General features: G+C 64.2%; 17 protein-coding genes. 10 read left to right on the top strand and 7 right to left on the bottom strand.

The genetic code is table 11. The annotated features are described in order from the left end of the window. The first annotated feature begins 85 nt into the window (after nt 1-85). Nucleotides 86-688, top strand: a complete 603-nt coding sequence (locus G9Q80_RS02545) for a DMP19 family protein (RefSeq protein WP_088716403.1) — start codon at nt 86-88, stop codon at nt 686-688. A 164-nt stretch (nt 689-852) separates the two neighbouring features. On the opposite strand, the gene G9Q80_RS02540 is transcribed toward G9Q80_RS02545, so the two are convergent. Then, the gene (locus G9Q80_RS02540) at nt 853-1,800 is read right to left on the bottom strand and encodes a cupin domain-containing protein (RefSeq protein WP_069208665.1); all 948 of its coding nucleotides are present in this window, start codon (nt 1,798-1,800) and stop codon (nt 853-855) included. Nucleotides 1,801-1,885: 85 nt separating this feature from the next. On the opposite strand from G9Q80_RS02540, the gene G9Q80_RS02535 reads away from it, so the two are divergent. After that, nucleotides 1,886-2,683, top strand: coding sequence for an IclR family transcriptional regulator (locus G9Q80_RS02535; protein WP_088716404.1), 798 nt, complete (start codon nt 1,886-1,888; stop codon nt 2,681-2,683). 59 nt (nt 2,684-2,742) lie between these two features. On the opposite strand, the gene G9Q80_RS02530 is transcribed toward G9Q80_RS02535, so the two are convergent. From G9Q80_RS02530 to G9Q80_RS02520, 3 genes are all read right to left on the bottom strand, one after another. Further along, a complete protein-coding gene (locus tag G9Q80_RS02530; RefSeq protein ID WP_069208664.1) occupies nt 2,743-4,281 on the bottom strand; it encodes a tripartite tricarboxylate transporter permease in 1,539 nt (512 codons plus the stop codon). A 3-nt stretch (nt 4,282-4,284) separates the two neighbouring features. Beyond that, entirely contained in the window at nt 4,285-4,716 is a 432-nt protein-coding gene (locus tag G9Q80_RS02525) for a tripartite tricarboxylate transporter TctB family protein (protein WP_074623034.1), read from the bottom strand. Between the two features lie 84 nt (nt 4,717-4,800). Then, nucleotides 4,801-5,778, bottom strand: coding sequence for a Bug family tripartite tricarboxylate transporter substrate binding protein (locus G9Q80_RS02520; protein WP_088716405.1), 978 nt, complete (start codon nt 5,776-5,778; stop codon nt 4,801-4,803). Nucleotides 5,779-5,944: 166 nt separating this feature from the next. On the opposite strand from G9Q80_RS02520, the gene G9Q80_RS02515 reads away from it, so the two are divergent. The 3 genes from G9Q80_RS02515 to G9Q80_RS02505 are packed head-to-tail and all read left to right on the top strand — an operon-like array spanning nt 5,945 to nt 9,055. Continuing rightward, nucleotides 5,945-6,616 carry a response regulator transcription factor gene (locus tag G9Q80_RS02515; protein WP_088716406.1) on the top strand — a complete coding sequence of 224 codons (672 nt, stop codon included), beginning with the start codon at nt 5,945-5,947 and terminating at the stop codon, nt 6,614-6,616. Continuing rightward, entirely contained in the window at nt 6,609-8,006 is a 1,398-nt protein-coding gene (locus G9Q80_RS02510; protein WP_088716407.1) for a sensor histidine kinase, read from the top strand. Before G9Q80_RS02515 ends, G9Q80_RS02510 begins: the two co-directional genes overlap by 8 nt. Beyond that, nucleotides 8,003-9,055 carry an ABC transporter substrate-binding protein gene (locus G9Q80_RS02505; RefSeq protein WP_088716408.1) on the top strand — a complete coding sequence of 351 codons (1,053 nt, stop codon included), beginning with the start codon at nt 8,003-8,005 and terminating at the stop codon, nt 9,053-9,055. Before G9Q80_RS02510 ends, G9Q80_RS02505 begins: the two co-directional genes overlap by 4 nt. Before the next feature lie 10 nt (nt 9,056-9,065). Here the strand turns inward: G9Q80_RS02505 and G9Q80_RS02500 are convergent, their stop codons facing one another. The 3 genes from G9Q80_RS02500 to G9Q80_RS02490 are packed head-to-tail and all read right to left on the bottom strand — an operon-like array spanning nt 9,066 to nt 11,491. Next, complete coding sequence (locus G9Q80_RS02500) at nt 9,066-10,283, bottom strand: CaiB/BaiF CoA transferase family protein (protein WP_069208660.1); 1,218 nt, start codon at nt 10,281-10,283, stop codon at nt 9,066-9,068. Then, nucleotides 10,280-10,702 (bottom strand): PaaI family thioesterase, encoded by a 423-nt coding sequence (locus G9Q80_RS02495; protein WP_232788289.1) that lies wholly within the window; start codon nt 10,700-10,702, stop codon nt 10,280-10,282. Before G9Q80_RS02495 ends, G9Q80_RS02500 begins: the two co-directional genes overlap by 4 nt. 3 nt (nt 10,703-10,705) lie before the next feature. Further along, entirely contained in the window at nt 10,706-11,491 is a 786-nt protein-coding gene (locus tag G9Q80_RS02490) for an IclR family transcriptional regulator (RefSeq protein ID WP_088716409.1), read from the bottom strand. Between the two features lie 149 nt (nt 11,492-11,640). Between G9Q80_RS02490 and G9Q80_RS02485 the strand changes: the two genes are divergently transcribed. The 5 genes from G9Q80_RS02485 (at nt 11,641) to G9Q80_RS02465 (ending at nt 17,287) form a co-directional block, all read left to right on the top strand. Then, on the top strand, nt 11,641-13,200 hold the full coding sequence (locus G9Q80_RS02485) for an acetate--CoA ligase (RefSeq protein WP_088716410.1): 1,560 nt from the start codon (nt 11,641-11,643) through the stop codon (nt 13,198-13,200). A gap of 36 nt (nt 13,201-13,236) precedes the next feature. Continuing rightward, nucleotides 13,237-14,376, top strand: coding sequence for an FAS1-like dehydratase domain-containing protein (locus G9Q80_RS02480; RefSeq protein WP_088716411.1), 1,140 nt, complete (start codon nt 13,237-13,239; stop codon nt 14,374-14,376). Between the two features lie 36 nt (nt 14,377-14,412). Further along, complete coding sequence (locus G9Q80_RS02475; RefSeq protein WP_088716412.1) at nt 14,413-14,898, top strand: TRAP transporter small permease; 486 nt, start codon at nt 14,413-14,415, stop codon at nt 14,896-14,898. Nucleotides 14,899-14,925: 27 nt separating this feature from the next. Continuing rightward, entirely contained in the window at nt 14,926-15,924 is a 999-nt protein-coding gene (locus G9Q80_RS02470) for a TRAP transporter substrate-binding protein (protein WP_088716413.1), read from the top strand. A gap of 73 nt (nt 15,925-15,997) precedes the next feature. Further along, nucleotides 15,998-17,287: a TRAP transporter large permease gene (locus G9Q80_RS02465; RefSeq protein ID WP_088716414.1), complete on the top strand. Its 1,290-nt coding sequence runs from the start codon at nt 15,998-16,000 to the stop codon at nt 17,285-17,287. The last annotated feature ends 30 nt before the right edge of the window (nt 17,288-17,317 follow it).

The following is a 17,317-nucleotide window of genomic DNA, read 5'->3' as shown; positions in this document are numbered from 1 at the left end:
ACAACATTGACGCCAGTACGGGTGCGACCTCTATAACAGCACGGAGTTCATTCGCCTGGACCCTTTTTTTCTTCGGGAGATCACTTTGAGTCCATTACTGATAGACCGGGACGTTGCACTAAAGCTGAACGAAACCGAGCCACCGAGTTATCAACTCTACGACTGCTTCGAAGACTTCTTTCCGCCCGAGATTGAAAAACGCATTCGGGAGCTTAATCAGAGCTTCCCCTTGATGGGTTTGAAGGCACAAGTCGCCGCAGGGCAAATATCCTACGGTCAATGGCTTCTTTACACGACAGTGTGTCTTACCGGGCAAATCACCAACGGCGGAGTCGAGGGTTTTCTTGCCAATTGCCCCGGGTTGATACTAGATGCGGCCGTTCTTCTTGATGAATGGGCCAAGCCCGAACTTTCGACAGCGTACAAGACCACGGCGGAACCATTTCTAAAGGTCATCCGGTCTTATGCTGAGTCGAATCCAACTGCGACCGGCAATGAACTCGATCAGTTCTGGGACAGCTTCGAAGCTGCTTTCAATCATTTTGACGAGGATGCCTCAGAAAAAATTGAAGATTCGCTGTACGACGGAGGCCGCAAAGACGACCCTGAGAACTGGTTCTTTGCACTAGACGTTCGTGTTCTCAAGTTCGTTCTCAAAAACAGGGATCACTTTCAAAGATCGACGTAGCTCTTTGGGCGGTGTTGGAACGTCCAACCTGGGCTCCAACCCGTCATTGAGGAGTTGTCCACTCAGGGCCACCAGTCGCACTCAGCCCTTGGCCAGCACTCTGAAAGACGAAAAGCGGGGCACCCGAAGGCGCCCCGAAGTCCAAACAGGGAGTGACGGGCTGCTCAGGCCGCCTTGTAGGCCACGCCGTCGTCCGACGAGGTTCCGATCACCGTCCAGACGGTCGCATGACCGGCCGAGTTGTTGCGGAACCAGTGCTTGCGGCCTGCCGGCGTCTTGACCAGGTCGCGCGGCCCCAGTTCCACCTCGACGGTTTCACCGTTTTCTTCCCAACCCACGGTCAGCGAGCCCTCGATCACCATCATCGCGTCCTCGACCGGACGGGTGAAGGCCTGCACGCCGGTGCGGCTGGGCACGCCCCACATTTCCTTGCGGCAGGTGTCGTTGGCGATGCCGCCCTCGCCCACATAGACCTTGCGGGTGAACCCGGCCTCTTCCCAGATCGTCGGCGCCTCTGCGTGACGGATGACGAATTTGCCCATCAATTGCTGCAGTTCATGCGTGCCGTTCGGGTCGAACGGCATGGTCTTGCCCGGCTCGGCGCCAAAGCTGCGCGCCAGTTCGGGGGCGTGCTCCTTGGGGTGGTAGTGGTATTTCGGCGGCAGCGGCTTGCCCACGTCGACCGAGATCGACATCAGCACCGGCTCGGGGCCATCGACGCGAAAGCCGTGGCCGACCTCACGCGCGTTCAGGATCATGTCCTTGGGGCCAAGGTTGACCTCGACCACTTCGCCGTCACGCTCCCAGCCGACGATCAGCGCACCGTCGATGATCAGAAAGCTCTCTTCGATCTCGTGGCTGTGGCAGGCGGCGTATTTACCGTGTTCCTTGTAGATCAGCGACAGGGTGAAATTGTCCGGCTTCATCGTGCTGGTGTCACCGACCTTGGGCGAGCCGCCAGAGCCGATATAGCGCATCTGCGCGCGGGCCAGGTCGGGGAAACCGGCGTTGGACGGGAAGGCGTTCCAGTCGAACTGCTTGTCGGTGAAACGGCCGGTATGGGCGGACAGCTCGGCGGCCAGGGTCGAAACCGCATCGGTCTTGATGTTCATCGGGTGTTTCCTCTTGTCGTGTCGCGCTTCAAATTCGATGCGATACGGGTAGCAAAACCGCGTTTTACATCCTATACGCCGTTTCATGGACAAAACGCGCTTGCCTCGAACCAACCTTGATCCCGCCGAGGATCGCTATCTTGTTCCCGGCCTCATACGGGGCCTTCAGGTGCTGACTGCCTTCACTCCCGAACGCCGGGAAATGTCCCTGTCCGATCTCGCGCGCGAGATCGGGCAAAGCCGGTCCGCCGCCTTCCGGTCCGTCTACACGCTGGCGCAGATGGGATACCTGTTGCACGACGAGGCGCGAAAGACCTATGCGCTTGGCCCTGCGGTGATGCGGCTTGGCTTTGGCTATCTTGCCACGCGCGAACTGGTTGAGATCGCGCTGCCCGAGCTGGAACGTCTGCGCGACGAAACCGACTGGTCCACGCACCTGGGGGTGCGGGACGGGACGCTGGTTCTGTACATGTTGCGGGTGCCCAGCAGGCTGGGTCTTGGCAGCATCGTCCATGTCGGCAGCCGCCTGCCCGCCGCCAATACAACGATGGGGCGGGTTCTGCTGGCGGACCTGGACGAGGAAACGCTGATCGCGCTGTACCGCGACGCAAACGCACAGCGCACGACCCGGAACACCGCGCCCGGCATGACCGAACTGCTGGCCCAGTGGCGGGCCGACCGCAGCAGCGAAACGGTGACCCAGGTCGGCAGTTTCGAGGCGGGGATCACATCGGTCGCGGCCCCCCTGCGCGACATGTCGGGCAAGACCGTCGCCGCGATCAATGCCACCAGTGCGACAGAGGGTCGGCAGGCCGTACCCGCAGAGGTCAGACGCGCGCTGGAGGACACGGCGGCCCGGATTTCGCGCCTCTTGGGAAACTAGGCAAAGAAAAACCGCCCGGAACAATCCCGGGCGGTCTCCAGTCTCAGGAAGCGCAAGGATCAGTCGCTGATCGAGCCTTCCTCGTCGCGGCGTGCGTGCATCTTGGCCTTGACCCGGGCGCCAATGATCAACGGCAGGACAAAGCCGATGATCGCGATGGCCCAGAGGCCGATGGACAGCGGGCTGTCGACCAGGGTCCACCAGTCGCCGTTGTCGATGGTCACCGCCCGGCGCAGGTTGTTTTCCATCGCGTTGCCCAGAAGTGTCCCGAGGATGATCGGCACCAGCGGCACGTCCAGCTTGCGCAGCACCCAGCCCATGACACCAAAGCCGATCATCACCAGAAGGTCGAAGGTCGAGCCCGAAATGCCGTAGATCCCGACAAAGCTGACCATCGCCACGATGGGCATCAGGATGCGGCTGGGGATCATCAACACGCGGGTGAACAGGCCCACCATCGGGATGTTCATCGCCAAGAGCATGAAGTTGGCGATGAACAGCGCCGCGATCAGACCCCAGACCACGTCCGGGTTCTGGGTGAACAGCAGCGGCCCCGGCGTGATGTTCAGTGCCAGTAGAACCGCCAGCAGAACCGCCGTCGTCCCCGAGCCCGGCACGCCCAGCGCCAGCATCGGCACCAGCGCGCCCCCGGCGGCAGCGTTGTTGCCTGCCTCCGGCGCGGCCACGCCGCGCGGATCGCCAGTGCCAAAGGTGCCTTCCTTGTCGACCAGCCGCTTTTCCATCGAATAGGAGATGAAAGACCCCAGCGAGGCCCCTGCCCCCGGCAGCACCCCGGCGAGGAAGCCCAGGAAAGAAGTGCGCAGCATGGTGGGAGTGGTCTGCTTGATCATCGACATCGGCGGATAGAGCTTGCCGACGGTGATCTTCTTGCCTTCGGCGTCAGAACCGCCGTGACGGTTTTCAAGGAAGATAAAGACCTCGGACAAGGCAAACAGACCGACGATGGCCACGAGGAAATCGAGCCCGTCATAGAGGTGCACCTCGCCAAAGGTGAAGCGCGGCACGCCGGTCTGGGTGTCGACACCAATGGTGGCCAGGCCCAGGCCCAGCGCGGCGGCAAAGGCCGATTTCGCCTGGTTGGTCGAGGACACGCCGCCCAGCGTCATGAAGGCCAGCGCAAAGAGGGCAAAATATTCCGCCGGGCCGAACAGCAGCGCGATCTTGACCAGCTGCGGCGCCAGCAGGATCAGGCCCCAGGTGGCAAAGAAGGCGCCGACGAAAGAGGCGATGCCCGACAGCGACAGCGCCTCACCCGCGAGGCCCTTCTTGGCCATCGGGTGCCCGTCGAGGCAGGTCATCATCGCCGGTTCATCGCCGGGTATGTTCAGCAGGATCGACGAGATCCGCCCGCCGTACATCGCCCCGTAGTAGACCGAGGTCAGCAGGATCAGCGAAGGCGTCGCGCCCAACCCCATCGTGAAGGCCAGCGGGATCAGGATGGCCACGCCGTTCGACGGGCCAAGGCCCGGCAGCGCGCCCATGATCGTGCCCAGAAAGCAGCCCAGCAGCGCCAGCAGCAGGTTCTGCCAGGTCAGCGCGATGGCAAAGCCATCGGCGAGATTTCCAAACATCTCCATTTTTCAGAACCCCCACGGCCCGCGCGCCAGCGACAGACCCAGAACAAGGTGAAAGATGACGTAGATGCCGACAGAGGTGCCGACACCGACAAGCACTGCCTCAAGCGGTGCGGACCCCAGGCGCCATGCCAGGTAGGCGGCGGCAAAGGCGGTGGCCACGACAAAGCCCGCGACGGGCAGCATCTCGGCATAGAGGATCAGCACCACGACCGAGGCAAAGACCTCGACCAGGCGGCCAAGCGCGGGCCAGTGCGGCTCGGCATCCGGGCGCAGCACGATCACCAGGCTGGACAGGCCCAGGATGGCGGCAATGATCAGGGGGAAGGCCTTTGGGCCGACGGCATCCGAGAGAAAGCTTTCCTCGATCGCAAGCGCGGCAAAGACATAGCCGATGGCGAGGAGAATGCCGACGACCCCGAAAATACGATCGCTCATGGCGGTCTCCTTTTCCGGGTGTCAGGTAGAAGGTCGGGCGCCGCACATCCGCGCGGCGCCCTGCATCAGGCAAGCGGCGGGCGCTTACTTGATGATGCCGATTTCCCTGGAAATCGCCTGGATCTGCGCAACCGAGTCGGCCACGAAGCTCTGGAACTCGGCGCCCTGCAGGTCCAGCGGGGCCAGGCCGTTTGCGGCCATCACGTCTTTCCACGCGTCCGAAGCGTAGAGATCGGCGATCTTGGACACCCATGCGTCATAGGCCTCGTCACTCATGTCGCCGGGGGCGTAGAAGCCGCGCCAGTTGGCGCCGATGGCGTCGATGCCCTGCTCGCGCGCGGTCGGGAAGTCGGCGAATTCGCCGGGCAGACGCTCGGGCGACAGGACCGCGATCACCTTGATGTCACCGCTGTCGACAAAGCCCTTGGCTTCGGAGATGTCCCCGGTGAAGGCCTGAACCGAACCGGCCAGCAGCTGGGTCACGGCCTCGCCGCCGCCGTCAAAGGCGATGTACTTGACCGAACGCACGTCGCTGATGCCATAGGCATTGGCTGCGATCAGGACCTTCAGGTGGTCCCAGCCACCCACGGCCGAGCCACCAGCCACGGAAACCGAGGTCGGGTCCGCCTTGATCTGGTCCAGCAGCGCCGGCAGGCTGTCGACTTCGCTATCGGCGGAAACGGCGATCACGCCGTAGTCCGCGCCGATGGTGGCCAGCCAGCGCACCTGGTCCATGGTGTTGCCCGGGTAGGCGCCTTGCGCGAGGCGGGTCGCGGTCGCTGTCGAGGCCGCCACGATCAGGTCATCCTCGTCGTTGCGCTTGTTCACCACTTCTGCAAAGGCCACGCCACCGCCGCCACCGGCGAGGTTGACGACCTGCATGGTCTTGTCGATCAGGCCAAGGTCCTGCATCGACTTGCCGACCTGGCGGCAGGTAAAGTCCCAGCCGCCGCCCGGGTTGGCCGGGGCGATGCATTCGGGGTTTTCCTGCGCCTGCGCCGCGACGGCGGAAAACGACAGGACAAAGGCGGCCAGTGCGCCACGGGTTGCGGAAAATTTCATGTGGTCCTCCAACACTCTGGCCGGACGCACTCCTCTGCATCCGGTCCGGTCCCCGCGCCATGAACGACTCTGCGCCCTTTTCCGCGGGTTGTGGATGTGTAACCAATGATCCTGTCATGAACCTGTCAGCCATAGGACAGAATGACATGAGAGGGAGGCCGCGGCGATGCGCGTGCTCATGATCGAAGACGCCGAGGATCTGGCCGAGGGCGTGATCCGGCAACTGGCCCGGTCCGGCATGGTCTGCGACCTGGCCCCCACGATCGAGGCCGCCCGCGACTATCGCGCAGTACAGGATTACGACGCGCTGATCGTGGACATCAACCTGCCTGACGGCTCCGGCCTCGGCTACCTGCGCGACATCCGGCAAGGCGGCAACCGCACTCCGGTCCTGATGCTGACCGCGCTGGCAGATGTGGACGACCGGGTGACGGCGCTGGACGCGGGCGCCGATGACTACCTCAGCAAACCCTTCGATCAGCGCGAGCTGGAGGCCCGACTGCGCGCGCTGGTCCGGCGCGAAGCGGACCGCAAGTCCCAGCAGATCACGCTGGGCCCGCTGGTCTACGCGCCCAACGACCGCAGCGCCACGCTGGAGGGAAAACGCCTGGACCTGACCCGGCGCGAGGCGGCCCTGCTGGACGCGCTGATCCGGCACCAGGGGCAGTACCTGTCCAAGGCCCGGCTCTACGATTCCCTCTACGGGTTCGACGATGCCGACGTCGGCGTGAACGCGATCGAGCTGTATATCGCGCGGCTGCGCAAGAAATTCGCCGACAGCCCCGTCAGCATCGCGACCCAGCGCGGTGTCGGCTACCGGATCGGGCTGGATGGCTGAGGCACGCATCCAGCGCAGCCTGGTCGCCCGCGTGCTGGGCGCGGTGCTGCTGATCCTGCTGCTGGGCGGATTGCTGGTGACGGTCTCGACCTGGTGGAACGGCAGACAGGCCGCGCGCCAGTCCTATGACCGCATCCTGCTGGGCGCCGCCAGCGACATCGCGGAATCGATCCGCATCCAGAACGGCGCACCTTTTGTCGATCTCCCCGTCTCTGCCTTTGAACTGCTGGCGCAGGCCCCCGAGGACCGCATCTATTATGCCGTGCGCGGCCCCGACGGCACCTTCATCACCGGGCTGGACGAGACCTCGGCCATTGCGGCCCCGGATCGGGCCGGCATAGCACCGGGCTATTTCGATGCGCCCCTGCAGGGGGAACCGGCGCGGTTTATCCAGGTCACGCGGCGCTTTGCCGAGCGGGAATATTCGGGATCGGTCGAGGTCATCGTGGGCCAGACCCTGCGCGCGCGGCAGGACATGACGGCGCGGCTGGTGCGGGATGCGCTCTGGCCGATGGGCGTGGCCGGCGTTGTGTTGCTGGTCATGTCCTGGTTCGTGATCCGCTCTGCCCTGCGCCCGCTCGAGGCGATCTCGGTCGATCTGGCGCTGCGCGACCCGAACGACCTGACGCCGATCCCCGTCGACCGCCTGCCCCGCGAATTACAGGTCATGCTGGGGGCGATGAACCGTTTCATGGGGCGGCTCGACCGGCAGGTCGACGCGATGCGCAACCTGATCTCGGACACCGCCCACCAGTTGCGCACCCCGGTCGCCGCGATCCGCGTCCAGGCCGAGGCGGCGCAGGCCGAGACTGGGAACGAGGGAGCAGACAGGGCGCTGGGCCGGCTGCTGGCACGCAGCCGGTCGTTGAGCAAGCTGCTGGATCAGCTCTTGTCCCGCGCAATGGTCATCCACCGCACCGACAGCGCCCCCCGCCGCCCCGTCGACCTGCGCGAGATCGCGCTGGAGATCATCGAGCGGGACGAGCACCAGGCCCTGGCCCCCGGCGCCGAGGTGCGGCTGGACATCAGCGATGCGCCGGTCATGGTCCTGGCCGATGCCTTTTCGCTGGGCGAGGCCGCCAAGAACCTGCTGGCCAACGCCCTGCGTCATGGCAAGGCCCCGGTGACCATTGGCGCAGACCAATCCGGCAAGAGCGCCGCGATCTGGGTGCGGGACAGCGGGCCTGGCCCCGGTCCGGAAATTGCACAACGGCTGGGCGACAGGTTCAACCGCGACCGCGCCTCTGGCGAGGCCAGCACGGGGTTGGGCCTGTCCATCGTGACCTCTGTCGCCGCAGCCTTTGGCGGTTCGGTCGAGATGGCCCGCGACGACAAGGGCTTTCGCGCGTCACTGGTGCTGCCCGCGGCGCCTGGGGAGGCAGATGAATGATCGTCCTCAGGACACTTCTTCCCTGGCTTATGGCGCTTGCATTTCTCGTCACGGGGGCTGCGGCGCAAGAGATGGAGGACAGGGCAGAATTCGGGTCTGGCGAGACCCGGCTGCTGCTGCGCTCGACCACCGATATCGCCATCCTGCGCCCGGTGATCCAGCTCTTTGCTGACCGGAACCCTGACCTGACCATCGTGTATGAACAATGGGGGTCGAACGATCTCTTCGCGCTCAGCCGTGCGGGTTGTCGTGAAGAAAGCGAGCCCGCCGATGCGGTCTTTTCCTCGGCGGTGCAACACATGGTCTGGCTGGTCAATGCCGCCTGCGCGCGGCAGGTCCAGTCACCGCTGGCCAGCGCCCTGCCCCCGGCCCGCCGCTGGCGCAACGAGCTGTGGGGCATCACCACGGAACCGGCGGTCATCGTCTACAACAAAGCGGCGATTTCGGGGGCCGAGGTGCCGCGCACGCGTTTTGCCCTGCTTGACGCCATGCGCACGCGGCCAGAGTTCTTTCGCGGGCGCATTGCCACCTATGACATCGGGGCCTCGGGGCTGGGGTTTCTCTTTGCCTATGCCGACAGCCTCGAGGCGACCAGTTTCGGTTCTCTGCTCGAAGGGTTCGCGCGGATCGAGGCGGTGGCGACCTGCTGTTCCGCCGAGATCATCCGGGGGGTCGCCGAGGGCCGGTATCTCATGGCCTACAACGTGCTGGGGTCTTACGTTCTGGGCGATCAGAGCGGCGAGATCGGGTTCATCCTGCCCGAGGATTACACCCTCCTCCTGTCGCGCGCCTACATGATCCCGCGGCAGGCCCGCCAGCCCGAGGCCGCCGAGCGACTGCTGGACTTCCTGCTGTCCACGCCCGTGCAGGCACAACTCGCCGATGCCGGGCTGGTCAGCCCCATCGACGACGCGGAAAATGGGCTGGCGCCCAGCGCACGGCGGTTCATTCCGCTGTCGCCAGCCCTGCTGGTGGCAATGGACCGTAACCGGCGCGCGGCGCTCTTCGCCATCTGGGACGATGCCTTTCGCCGCGCCACCGGCCCCTAGCAGACAGGCATCACGACCCGACGACGCCGCGCGCCGCAAGCGCCGCAATGTCCTCGGGGCCGTAGCCCAGCACGTCCGCCAGAACCTGCGGCGTGTTCTCGCCCAGCAGGCTGGGCGCGCGGGCTGCGGCGGGACCTTCCCCGTCAAACCTTATCGGGCCACGGACCAGGCGCATCTCTCCCTGGCTGGGGTGACGGACGGTTTCCACCAGGGCCCGGTCCTGTACATGCGCCTGTTCCAGTGCGTCGCCGATGGACAGGATCGGCGCGCTGGGGACGTCGTATTCGCCGAGGCGGGCCAGCCAGTAGTCCGTCGTCTCCTGGGTCATCCGCCGGTGGATGATCTCATGCAGGGCGTCGCGGTTGGCCAGTCGCGCGTCATAGAGCGCGAACCGGGGATCCTCGATCAACCCGTCCTCGCCCAGGCAGCGTGCGAAATTATGCCAGAACCGTTCCGTCAGGCAGGCCACGATCACATGGCCGTCCGAGGTCGGGAAGGACCCGTAGGGCACGATGCTGGGGTGCTGCGTGCCGACAGGCTGCGGGCTTTGCCCGGTGACGAAATAGATCTGCGACAGGTATCCCTGCAAGGCGATCAGGCTGTCCAGCATGGCCACCTCGACGTGCCGCCCCTTGCCGGTCACATTGCGCTCGTGCAGCGCCGCCAACAGACCGAACAGCGAAAAGATGCTGCCCGCCATGTCGCCCAGAGGCACGCCCAGCTTGTTCGGGGCCTGTCCCGGCTCGCGGTTGACGCTCATGACGCCGGAGAGGGCCTGCGCCACGATGTCGAAGGCGGGCTTGTCACCCAGCGGGCTGTTCTCGCCGAAGCCCGAGATCGAACAATAGATCAGGCCCGCGTTGTCCTGGCGCAACTGTTCGTACCCCAGGCCCAGGCGGTCCATCACGCCGGGGCGGAAATTCTCCAGCACGATGTCGCTTTGCCGGGCGAGGTCACGCGCGATCTGCACACCTTCCTCGGACTTCAGGTTCAGCGCGACGCTTTTCTTGCTGCGGTTCAGGGCGATGTAATAATGGCTCAACTCGCCGTGGAACGGAGGAAAGTTGCGGGTCTCGTCGCCCTTTCCGACCGGCTCGATCTTGATCACCTCTGCGCCGAGGTCGGCCAGCACCATGCTGGCATAGGGACCGGACAGGATGCGCGAAAAATCCAGGACCTTGATGCCGGCAAGCGGTCCGCTGGAAGGGGAAGGCTGGGTGTCGGTCATGTGGTGCGTCCTGTCTTCGAGGTGATTTTCATGATGGCCGAGGCGGTGGCCACGGGCCCTGTTTCGCTGTGGATCTCTGCATCGACGAAGATCAAGGACCGGGTGGCATGGCGGATCTCGGGCCTGATCTTCAGGAAGTCGCCGACCCGCGCCGCACCCAGGAACCGGCTGTCCATCTGGACCGTGACCGTGGGCTGACGATCGGCGGCCTTCCAGGCAAGGATGGCGATCGCCTGGTCCAGCAAACTGGTCAGCACGCCGCCATGCACCAGCCCGATGTGATTGCCGTGGCGGTCATCGGTCTGGAAGCCGTATGTCCCCCTGTCCCCGGCATCCGTAGCGCGCAGCAAGGGCCCCATCAGCGCCATGAACCCCTTGATGTCCAGCGGCCTCCATTCCCCGGTGTCCGTGTCAGTCACGCCTCAACTCCCCGCGTCGATCTGCAATTCCTGGATGTGGTCCCGGATGCCCTGCATGGCCCGGGTCAGTTTCGGCACCTGCTTGTCCTTGAGCCGTTCCGAGATGCCGATGGCGACGATGGACCGCGTCATGCGTCCGCTGTTGCCGAAGACGGGCACCGCCACGACGGTCACGCCCGAGATATAGGTGCCCTGGTCCACGGCATAGCCGCGCTCGCGCGCCTCGCGGATCTCCTGCACCCAATCCTCGAATGCGGGGGGATGATCCCAGACCAGACGGTCGAACTCCTGCCTGAGGGTCTGCTCATCCTCTACGTTGAAGGCGGCGAACAGGCGCCCCGTGGCGCTGATGAGCGCGGGAAAGCGGCTGCCCAGGTCCACCTGCAGCCGGAACGGCATGCTGGATTGCGACAGGGCCACGACGATCATCTGGTTGGGTTCCGAGAGCTGCGTGGCGATGCTGGTCACGCCGAACTTCTGCGACAGCTCGGACAGCTGCGGCTGGATCAGGGTCGAGAAACTGTTGCGCTGAAGCGCCGAGCGGGCCAGCGGCAGGATGCCGATTCCGATCGTGTAGCGCTTGGTCTGCGAATCGAAATCCACCATCCCCTCGTCTTGCAGGACACGCAGGATGTGCAGGCAGGTGCTGGGCACCAGATCCAGCTCGCGCGCCATCGGGTTGACCCCCACCGGTTCCGGCGACCGGGCCAGAAACCTCAATATTGCAAGGGCCCTGGTGACTGCCGGCACCTGCCGTTTCGTCGTCGATCCCGCCTGTTCACTGGTCATGCCTACCTCTCCGAACCACCGATTTTCATTGCCTATATACAATAATAACAGCGTATTGACAATAGATGACTGCAATCCCTACCGTTGTCAACGAACCGGACGGACACCTCGTGTCGATCCGCACACGAGACCTTGGGAGGCAGACAGGAATGACCCGCCTGACGGAATTCACGTCGTACGAAGACGCCAAGAAACACTATTCGAAGGACCGCCTGTGGGAGCTGTTCGACGGCACGCGGGAGCGGTTCAACATCGCCCACGAGTGCATCGACCGGCATGTCGACGGGAACAACGTGGCGCTGCGGGTGGCCCATGCGGATGGCCGCGACGAGGTCATCAGCTTCGAGGAAATCTCGCGCCGCTCGTCCCAGATCGCGCATTTCCTGCAGGGCTGCGATGTCGGCAAGGGCGACCGCGTCGCGGTGATGATCGACCCCTCGCTGGCCTTCTATTGCGCGCTGTTCGGCGTCATCAAGGCCGGTGCGGTTGCGGTGCCGATGTTCTCGCTTTTCGGGCCGGACGGCATCCGTCTGCGGGTCGGCGACTGCAAGCCCGAGGTCTTTTTCACCAACGCGGAGAAGGCGCCGGAAGCCGTCGAAGGCGGCGCCAGGAATGTCATCGTCGTCGACCAGGAGTTCCTGGACGGGCTGAATGATCTGCCCGCAACCTTTGACTGGGACACAACGGGCCGCGACCTGGCGGTTCTGCAATACACCTCGGGCACGACGCGCGCCCTGCCGGCGGCGGTGCAGCACAGCCACCAGTCCATCGTCACGCTGATGGTGGCCGCGCTTTATGCCACCGGCATCCGCCCCGGCGACCGGTTCTTCTGTCCGTCGTCGCCCGCATGGGGCCACGGGTTGTGGCACGGCACGCTTGCGCCGCTGGCATTGGGGGTTTCGACCGGTACTTTCAGCGGCAAGTTCGATCCCGTCCGCCTGTTGAAGGCGCTGCAGGATTTCAGGATCACCAACCTGACCGCTGCGGCCACGCATTACCGGATGATGCGCAACTCCGGCGAGGCAGAGAGCTACAGCTACAGTTTCGACAAGCTGTCCTTCACCGGAGAGCCCATCGACTCGGAAACCGCGCATTACGTCGAACGGGTTTTCGGGACCAAGGTGCGGTCGATGTACGGCACGACCGAGATCGGTGTCATCATCGCCAACTATCCCGGCGCCGACGACCTGGAAGTGCGCGATGGCGCGATGGGCAAGGCCGTTCCCGGCGTCGAGGTCGAAGTGCAGCGCGCCGACGGCAGCCCGGCGGATCCCGGCGAAACCGGCGAGCTGATGGTCAGGAAGCGTGGCGAATGGTTCCCGACAAAGGACCTCGGCCGCGTGGACGAGGATGGCTATTTCTACCACGGCGGCCGCGCGGACGACGTCATCATCTCGGCCGGCTGGACAATCGGCGCGGTCGAGGTCGAGGACGCGGTCCTCAGCCACCCGGCAGTGGCCGAATGTGGCGTGATCGGCGCGCCGGACGCGGTGCGCGGCCTGGTCGTCAAGGCCTACATCATTCTCAAGGCGGAAGAGACCGAGGGCCTCGTCGAGGACATCCAGAACCACGTTCGCGCCCGTCTCGCCCGTCACGAATACCCCCGCCAGATCGAGTTCGTCAGCGAGCTGCCCAAGACCCCTGCCGGCAAGGTCAACCGCAAGATCCTGCGCGATCAGGAAGCCAAGAAATTCGAAGCCGCGGAATAACCCGCGCGCCCCGAGAGAAGTTCTGAGGAGAGAAACATGAACGACATGACCCACAAGAAATTCCCGAAGATCACGCAGGAAGGCCTGGACGACCTGCGCCAGCGCATCGGCGTGAAGATCGAGAAGACGGTTGAGCCCTGGTGCTACGAGGCGACCCGCGACAACATCCGCCACTACGCCCACGGCATCGGCGACGACAACCCGCTGTGGTGCGATCCCGAATATGCCAAGAGCACGAAATACGGCGACGTGATCGCCCTGCCCTCTTTCCTCTTCGCGACCAACCGGATCATCTCGGGCTATGTCGGCGGCCTGCCGGGCGTGCATGCCATGTGGTCGGGCGCCAACTGGAACTGGCACAAGACGATCACCCGCAACATGGAATTCCGCACCGAGGCGGTGCTCAAGGACCTGGTCGAGCATGACACCCGGTTCGCGGGCCGCGCCGTGCAACAAATCTACCACGTCGATTTCTACGATGCCGCGACGGGCGACCTTGTGGCCGATGCCGACAGCTGGTGTTTCCGCACCGACCGCGACCAAGCGCGCGAGAACGGCACAAAGTACACCGAGGCCAAGGAAAAGGGCCGTCGCGTCTGGACCGAGGAAGAGCTGCAGGAATACTACAAGTACTACGAGCAGGAGACGGTCCGCGGCTCCGAAACCCGCTACTGGGACGACGTGGCCGAGGGTGAAGAGCTGCCGACGATGGTCAAGGGTCCGATGACGGCCACCGGCTTCATCGCCTATGCCCAGGGCTGGGGCGGCCTGTACATCCGCGCCAACAAGCTGGCATGGCAGCTACAGCAGAAGCACCCCAGCGCCGGACCCAAGAACAAGTTCGGCATTCCGGACTGCCCCGAGCGTGTTCACTGGGAAGAGGAATTCGCCCTGGAGGTCGGCGCCCCCGGTGCCTATGACTACGGCCCCGAGCGCACCTCCTGGCTGACCCACCAGGTCACCAACTGGATGGGCGACGACGGTTTCCTGCGCCAGGCCAAGTGCCAGGTCCGCCGGCACAACCCCGAGGGTGACATCATCCTGATCCACGGCACCGTGATCCGGAAATTCGAGGAAAACGGCCGTTTCCTGCTGGAAATTCAGCAACGCGCGGAACAGCAGGATGGCGAGCTGTCGGCCATGGGTTCGGCCATCGTCGAACTGCCCAAGCGCTAAGATCGGAATACCGCAACGGCAAGGGAGGCATGGCCGATGCTTGATAAAGTTCTGAGCAAGATAGAAGACGTCCTGCACCTGGTGGGCTGTCTGAGCCTTGTCGCCGTCGCGGGTCTGATCAACGCGGACATCCTCTTACGCTTGTTCGCGAACCGCCCGGTCCAGATCCAGTTTGAACTAACCGAACTGTACCTGATGCCGGCGCTTGCAACCCTGTCGCTGTCGCGGGTTTTCCGCGATGGCGGCCATCTGGCACTGGAATTCACCCCCGAACGCCTTCCCGGCCCGATCGGCGTGGTGATTTCCAAACTTCGCTTGTTGTTGCCCGCGGCGTTCTTCGTCGCGGTGACGGCAATGTCCGGAAAATTCGCCCTCGAAGCCATCGTCCACGGGGACGTGGAATACGGGGTGGTCGATTGGCCGCTCGGGTGGGCCTATGCCTCCATCCCCCTGGGATGTGGCGTTCTGGCCCTGCGGCTGCTGCATAACGCGCTGTTGAAGCGCGATCTTGCAGTGACCTGAATTCAGTTCAAACGGGAGGAGAAACCGATGAAATTGATGACCACTTGCCTTGCGGCCGTGACCGCCGCTTTGACCTTTGCCACGGCTGGCCAGGCGGAAACCCTGCGGCTTGGCGATTTCCAGTCGACCAGCCACATCGTGTCCGTCGAGGGCACGACCAAGTGGATGGCCGCGGTCGAAGAGGCCACCGACGGCGCGATCACCTTCCAGCACTTTCCCTCGCAGCAGGCCGCCAAGTCCAAGGCACAGCTCGATGCGGTGAACAACGGCATCCTTGATGCTGCGCTGCTGGGCACGCCGTACCACGCCGATGTTCTGCCGCTGAACTCTGTCGTCGCACTGCCGGGGTTCTACACCACCGCCGAACAGGGCACCAAGGCCCTGCAGGCCATGCTCAAGGACGGACCGCTGCGCGAAGAAATCCTTGCCGCGGGTGTGACGCCGATCTTCGGTTTTGTGCTGCCGCCCTACCAGGTTCTGGCCAAGGCGCGCCTGGGTCAACCCGCCGACTGGGACGCGCAGGATATCCGCACCTCGGGGTCGACGCAGGCGATGACCGCCCGCGCGCTGGGTGGCGTCGGAATCTCGATCCCCGGACCGGAAGTCTATACCGCCGTGGAACGCGGCCGTCTTGATGCCGTTCTCTTCCCGCTTGCCTCGGTGCCCGGCTACAAGCTGAACGAGGTCGTCGGCCATATTTCGACCAACGGGTCGTTCGGCGGCTACAGCTTTGTCATGGTGATCCGCAGCGACCTGTTCGACGGGCTGCCCGAAGAGACACAGGCCGAGCTGTTGCGTCTTGGCGATGAGAGCGCCCTGCACGTGGCGCAGGCTCAGGATGCCTCGGTGTCCGAGCTGATCGAAGAGTGGAAGGCCGAAGGCATCGACACCTACGAGTTCACGGACGAGGAACTGACTGCCGTGAAAGATGCGCTGAGTGCGGTCAGCCTGGACTGGGTCGAGCGGATCAAGAGCGACAATGCTCAGGCCGTTCTCGATGCCTACGCGGCCCAGACCAGCCAGTAATCCGACATCTAAACGGACATGAAGACAGCCGCCCGCGGCGGCTGTCTATCACTCTAACGCGCACAGGCCACTTATGCTGACCTTTCTTGCCATACTTGTCGTTTTGGCTGTCTTGATGACGTTTCGCGTTCCCATCGCTTTTGCCATGGGGATTTCCGGGACCATTGGCCTTGCGGCCCAACTGGGACCGCGCCCGGCCTTTGCGGTGCTGGAGCGGACATTCTTCGATACCTCCGCCTCTTTCATCCTGGTCGCCATCCCGCTGTTCATTCTCATGGCCGAACTGCTGACGGCGGGGGATGTCACCCGGCGGGCCATCATCGCCTGTCAGGCCTGGATCGGCCACGTCAAGGGTGGGCTGGCCATGGCCACCGTGGCCGCATCGGTCATCCTCGCCGCCCTTGTCGGCAGCTCCACTGCCTCGACCGCGGCGATGTCCGCCTCGGCCTTTCCGCAGATGCGGGCGCACAGGTATTCGGATCGGCTCGCGGCCGCGGTGGTCAGCGTCGGCGGTACGCTCGCCGTGGTGGTCCCGCCCTCGATCGTGCTGGTGGTCTACGGCGTGTTGACCGAGACCTCGATCGGCAAGCTGTTCATTGCCGGGATCATTCCGGGGCTTCTAACCGCCACCGGCCTGGCCGTGGTCATCAAGATCATTGCCGAAACGACCGACCAGGCGCCCAAGGGCGATCCTTTCGTCCTGAAAACCGCGGTCAAGGAAAGCCGTCATGTGATCCCGATGGTTCTGCTCATGGTGGCGGTGATCGGCGCGATCTACGGCGGCATCGCCTCGCCCTCCGAGGCGGCGGCGCTGGGGGTCATGGGGTCGCTGCTGATCGTGCTGGCGCAACGCACGCTGAGCTTTGTCCAGTTTAACAATTCCATCAGCAGTTCGATCCGCGCGACGGTGATGATCGTGGCCATCGTCGCCTGTTCGGCGATCTTCTCCAACTACCTCGCCTTTACCCGCATTACCCACAGCATGCTGGAGTTCGTGGCCGTCACCGAGATGCCGCGCGAGGTGATCATGGGGATCATCATCCTCGTGCTGCTGGTGATGGGCATGTTCATGGACCAGCTGGCGATCCTGTCGCTGGCGATGCCCCTGGCCTTTCCCACGGCCATGGCGCTTGACTATGATCCGATCTGGTTCGGGATCGTCGTGACCAAGACGGTTGAGATCGGTCTGCTGACACCGCCCTTGGGCCTGAATGCCTATGTCGCCGCCTCGCAGACCCGCGTTCCGCTGGGAACGATCTTTCGCGGCATCCTGCCTTTCCTGGCGATGGAGGTCCTGGTCCTAATCCTGCTGCTGTGCTTTCCGCAGATCACGCTGTTCCTGCCGGACCTGATGCTGCGGTGAACGGAAATGGCGCCGGGCCGCCCGTGGCTG

The organism is Mameliella sp. LZ-28 (genome assembly GCF_012274245.1).
Lineage (GTDB): Bacteria > Pseudomonadota > Alphaproteobacteria > Rhodobacterales > Rhodobacteraceae > Antarctobacter > Antarctobacter albus.
This window is presented reverse-complemented; position numbering and strand designations above follow the sequence as displayed.